Origin of the sequence: Vibrio sp. 10N.261.51.F11, assembly GCF_041471665.1 — a bacterium.
In the GTDB taxonomy this organism is placed as follows: Bacteria; Pseudomonadota; Gammaproteobacteria; order Enterobacterales; family Vibrionaceae; genus Vibrio; species Vibrio crassostreae_C.
The window spans coordinates 59,497-63,664 of sequence record NZ_JBFROW010000025.1 but is presented as its reverse complement, the minus strand read 5'-3'; the positions used below and the strand labels follow the sequence as shown (position 1 = coordinate 63,664).

The 4,168-nt window shown below is 43.8% G+C and carries 4 protein-coding genes; 3 read left to right on the top strand and 1 reads right to left on the bottom strand.

Annotation, left to right across the window (positions count from 1 at the left end):
* Nucleotides 1-534: 534 nt before the first annotated feature.
* From AB4351_RS08445 to AB4351_RS08435, 3 genes are read left to right on the top strand one after another with little or no spacing between them, the layout of a single operon-like run.
* Entirely contained in the window at nucleotides 535-756 is a 222-nt protein-coding gene (locus AB4351_RS08445) for a FeoA family protein (RefSeq protein WP_004734203.1), read from the top strand.
* Nucleotides 757-3,030 (top strand): Fe(2+) transporter permease subunit FeoB, encoded by a 2,274-nt coding sequence (gene feoB / locus AB4351_RS08440; protein ID WP_372125652.1) that lies wholly within the window; start codon nucleotides 757-759, stop codon nucleotides 3,028-3,030.
* Nucleotides 3,027-3,257 (top strand): FeoC-like transcriptional regulator, encoded by a 231-nt coding sequence (locus AB4351_RS08435; RefSeq protein ID WP_017061938.1) that lies wholly within the window; start codon nucleotides 3,027-3,029, stop codon nucleotides 3,255-3,257. Before feoB ends, AB4351_RS08435 begins: the two co-directional genes overlap by 4 nt.
* A 132-nt stretch (nucleotides 3,258-3,389) precedes the next feature.
* On the opposite strand, the gene AB4351_RS08430 is transcribed toward AB4351_RS08435, so the two are convergent.
* Nucleotides 3,390-3,818: an HIT domain-containing protein gene (locus AB4351_RS08430; RefSeq protein WP_372125650.1), complete on the bottom strand. Its 429-nt coding sequence runs from the start codon at nucleotides 3,816-3,818 to the stop codon at nucleotides 3,390-3,392.
* Nucleotides 3,819-4,168: the final 350 nt, after the last annotated feature.

Below are 4,168 nucleotides of genomic sequence, written 5' to 3'. Positions count from 1 at the left end.
GAGATACGAGATACGAGATACGAGATACGAGATACGAGATACGAGATACGAGATAAATGGGGAGTTTAAAAAGGTTGTTGGGATAAAACAAAGGGAAGAAAAAAAATATCGTGGCATAGCCGGGGGGACTATACCACGGGTGCCAACGACACCTTCGCTTGCTGCCGGAGTGATATAGCAAAGCCATATCACCTCTGGAATAAAATTAAAGAGAAGTAGTTTCTCTTCGATGGAGTAACTATACGTCCAGCTACTTATTTTACTTATAAAATTAACGACAGATACCTATGAGAAATCCGACATTGTCTCAAGTGATTGATAATTAATGATTTGTTTTTGTTTGGGAGGGTTTGTACTAGTGAGGTAGTTCTCGCTAGTTGTTGAAAGTAACGTTTTTGACGTAAACGTTTTTAACGAAACTTACGAGTATGTATTTTCGAAAACATTGATTTCACACAATAGAATTGTGGGCATGTATGTGTATCATGGCGTTAATAACAATCTTTCTCATTATCAGTCACGAATTGGGTACTTATGAAACTCTCACAATTAGAGCAAGGAAAGGCGGCTTCTATTGTTGCACTAACAGGTTTAACACCAGACGTAAGGAAGAAACTTATGGTCATGGGTATGTTGCCAAAAACCGAGGTGACGCTTATCCGCCGTGCACCTATGGGTGATCCGCTTCAAGTTGAAGTGAGAGGTGTTTCTATCGCCATTCGTGAAAGCATTGCAGAACAAATCGAGGTTATCTAAATGGATTATCAAGTTCTTACCGTTGGTAACCCGAATAGTGGTAAAACAACACTGTTCAACGCACTGACTGGTGCTAAGCAGCACGTTGGTAACTGGGTTGGTGTCACTGTTGAAAAGAAGACGGGTTTATACTCGCAAGCTGGTGATCAGTTTCAACTAACGGATTTACCGGGTATCTACGCACTAGACAGTGGTAATGATGCGAACAGCATCGATGAGTCTATCGCGTCTCGCGCTGTTTTAACTCACCCAGCAGATGTGATCATCAATGTTGTCGACGCTAGCTGTCTAGAACGAAGCTTATATATGACATTACAGCTGCGTGAGTTGGGTCGCCCAATGATCGTTGTGTTGAACAAAATGGATGTATTAAAGCGCGAACGTCAGGTGATTAACCTTAAAGCACTAGAGAAAGAGCTAGGTTGCCCAGTTCTAAGCTTGTCTGCAAACGATAAAGGTCAAGTGGTTCGCTTTAAAGAGCGTCTGCATAAACTGCTTGTTCAAGGTGTGAGCCTTGACCCTATCTCTATTGATTACGATGCCGCGTTAGAAGCTCTTATCCCTTCTGTTGAGTCACAATTTGATGATGCTGACGTATCTCACCGAGCGCTAGCGATTCGTGCTTTAGAAAATGATTACTTGGTATTGAATGGTTTAGCCCCACAAACTCGCACTCAAATTGATAGCGTGCGTCTTGGTGCCGATTTCGATATTGACCTTGCTGTTGCTGACGCTAAATACACTTTCTTACATGACCTTTGTAAACGTGTTCGTCGCAGCGAAGGCAAACTAAGCCGTAACTTTACAGAGAAAGCAGACCAATTCATTTTGAACAAATGGGTCGGTATTCCTTTCTTCTTCGTTATCATGTACCTAATGTTCATGTTCTCTATCAATATCGGTAGTGCGTTTATCGACTTCTTCGATATTGGTGTTGGAGCAATATTAGTTGATGGTGGACACCACTTATTAGATGGCCATTTACCAGTTTGGTTAGTCACTGTACTTGCTGATGGTATTGGCGGCGGTATCCAAACGGTTGCGACCTTTATTCCTGTTATCGCAGCGCTTTACCTATTCTTAGCGGTACTAGAAAGCTCAGGCTACATGGCTCGTGCTGCATTTGTACTTGATAAAGTGATGCAGAAGATTGGTTTACCGGGTAAAGCATTTGTCCCACTTGTACTGGGCTTTGGTTGTAACGTGCCTTCAATCATGGCAACTCGTACTCTTGACCAAGAGCGCGAACGTAAACTAGCAGCATCAATGGCGCCGTTTATGTCATGTGGTGCTCGTTTACCGGTATACGCACTGTTCGCGGCGGCGTTCTTCCCAGGTGCAGGACAAAACGTAGTATTCGCTCTGTACATCATGGGTATCGTTGCTTCTGTATTTACGGGTTTGTTCCTGAAAAACACGATCTACCCAGGTAGCAGTGATAGCTTAGTGATGGAAATGCCAGATTACGAATTGCCGACAGTGCAAAACGTAATGTTGAAAACTTGGCAGAAGCTGAAGCGTTTCGTACTTGGTGCAGGTAAAACAATCGTGATGGTTGTGGCTATTCTTAGCTTCCTAAACTCTCTAGGTATGGACGGCAGCTTTGGTAACGAAGATAGCGAAAACTCAGTACTGTCTAGAGCAGCTCAAGTTGTAACACCTGTATTCCAACCAATTGGTATTACTGAAGAGAACTGGCCTGCAACGGTTGGTATCATCACAGGTATTTTCGCTAAAGAAGCCGTTGTTGGTACATTAAATAGCCTATATACAACGCCTTCTGATGAAGAAGCAGCTGAGTTTGACTTAGCAGCAAGCCTGCAAGAAGCGGTAATGACGATCCCTGAAAACCTAGCCGGATTGAGCTACTCAGATCCATTAGGTATTGAAGTTGGCGACTTGTCTGACTCTAATTCTGTAGCAGCTGACCAAGAAGTCGATACCTCTATCTTTGGTAACTTGAAAGACAAGTTTGTATCTGGTCATGCGGCATTCGCTTACTTGATTCTTATCCTGCTTTACACGCCTTGTGTGGCCGCGATGGGTGCTTATGTTCGTGAATTTGGTCAGACGTTTGCACGCTTCATCGCGGTTTGGACGATGGCTCTTGGTTACTTTGGTGCGACTTTCTACTACCAAGCGGCAAACTTTGCTGCGCATCCTGTGACAAGTGCAGTATGGATGGTGGCGATTGCTGGTGGTTTTGTGGTGACGTATCGCGTCTTCAAGAAAGTGGGCAGTAAGCAGAAAGCACTAGAGGTGCAAGTAGTATGATTTTAACTGAACTTCATCAATACATTGATAGCCACGGCGTTGCGGCTCGTAAAGAGCTCGCTGCAAAGTTTGGCATGAGTGAAGATGGCGTCGATGCGATGCTGAGTGTTTGGGTCAAGAAAGGGAAAGTTTCTCGCTTGGTCGATACGAATAAGCATGGTCATACAACGCGTATTCGCTACACCATCAGCAAACAAGATGGTTTGTCGCTTAACGTGATGATGTAGTTCGGTCTTCAGACTCTCGTTGAAAAAGGCGAGATTAGAAAATGACAAAGCCGCTTATCTAAGATGAGCGGCTTTTTGTTATGTGTCTTTTCTGAAGTGTTTTGCTTTAAAGCTCAATGAGATGAACTCGAATTATGCTTTCTTGAAGATAGAGCTCAGTGACAGAACGTTTTGGATACGAGTCAGGATAGCGGCTTGATCTTCTTCACTGCGCTGTTCGCCTTTTGTATTACCCCATACTGGGCCGGGCCAAGCAATGTCGTCTTTGAAGCGTGCAATATGGTGGATGTGCAGTTGTGGCACCATATTACCCAGCGCACCAAGGTTCAATTTGTCTGGTTGGAACGTTGCTTCTAGTGCTTGGCTTACCGCCTGAGATTCATGTAGGAACTGCTGTTGCTCTTTCATTGGTAAGTGGTGAAACTCTTTTAGGTTGGCACGTTTTGGTACCAAGATAACCCAAGGCACTGCGTTGTCTTTGTGTAACAGAGCTAAGCTCAGTGGAAATTCGCCGATAAGTGTGGTGTCTTTCGCAAGTTGCGGGTGAAGTTCAAAGCTCATGATCTTTCCAATTAATTGTTTTACATGAGTATAAGGTCGGAGTTTGAATGTGGCTAGGGCTTACGTTCTCAATAAGCAGATTTCCTATCACGTTCGTCCCTCACTGTAGGGAATGATGGTGAGAAGAGGGATAACGATTTGGTGTGGTTTGATGGCGCATCATTGATGTTGTCTTGGATTCACTACACCTATTCTCGTCATCTCCTAGAGCGACGAATGAGCGTAATAGGAGATCTCTTGCTGTGTAGGTTAGCTAATCGCTTAAATAATCGAGTAAACAAACCTCCAGACAAAAAAAAGGTTGACGCTTTCACGTCAACCTTTCTAATTTTCTCGAATCTCGAATCTCG

Coding starts and splice junctions, on each gene's coding strand:
- feoB (WP_372125652.1), top strand. CDS start 757: ATGGATTATCAAGTTCTTACCGTTGGTAACCCGAATAGTGGTAAAACA.
- AB4351_RS08435 (WP_017061938.1), top strand. CDS start 3,027: ATGATTTTAACTGAACTTCATCAATACATTGATAGCCACGGCGTTGCG.
- AB4351_RS08430 (WP_372125650.1), bottom strand. CDS start 3,818: ATGAGCTTTGAACTTCACCCGCAACTTGCGAAAGACACCACACTTATC.
- AB4351_RS08445 (WP_004734203.1), top strand. CDS start 535: ATGAAACTCTCACAATTAGAGCAAGGAAAGGCGGCTTCTATTGTTGCA.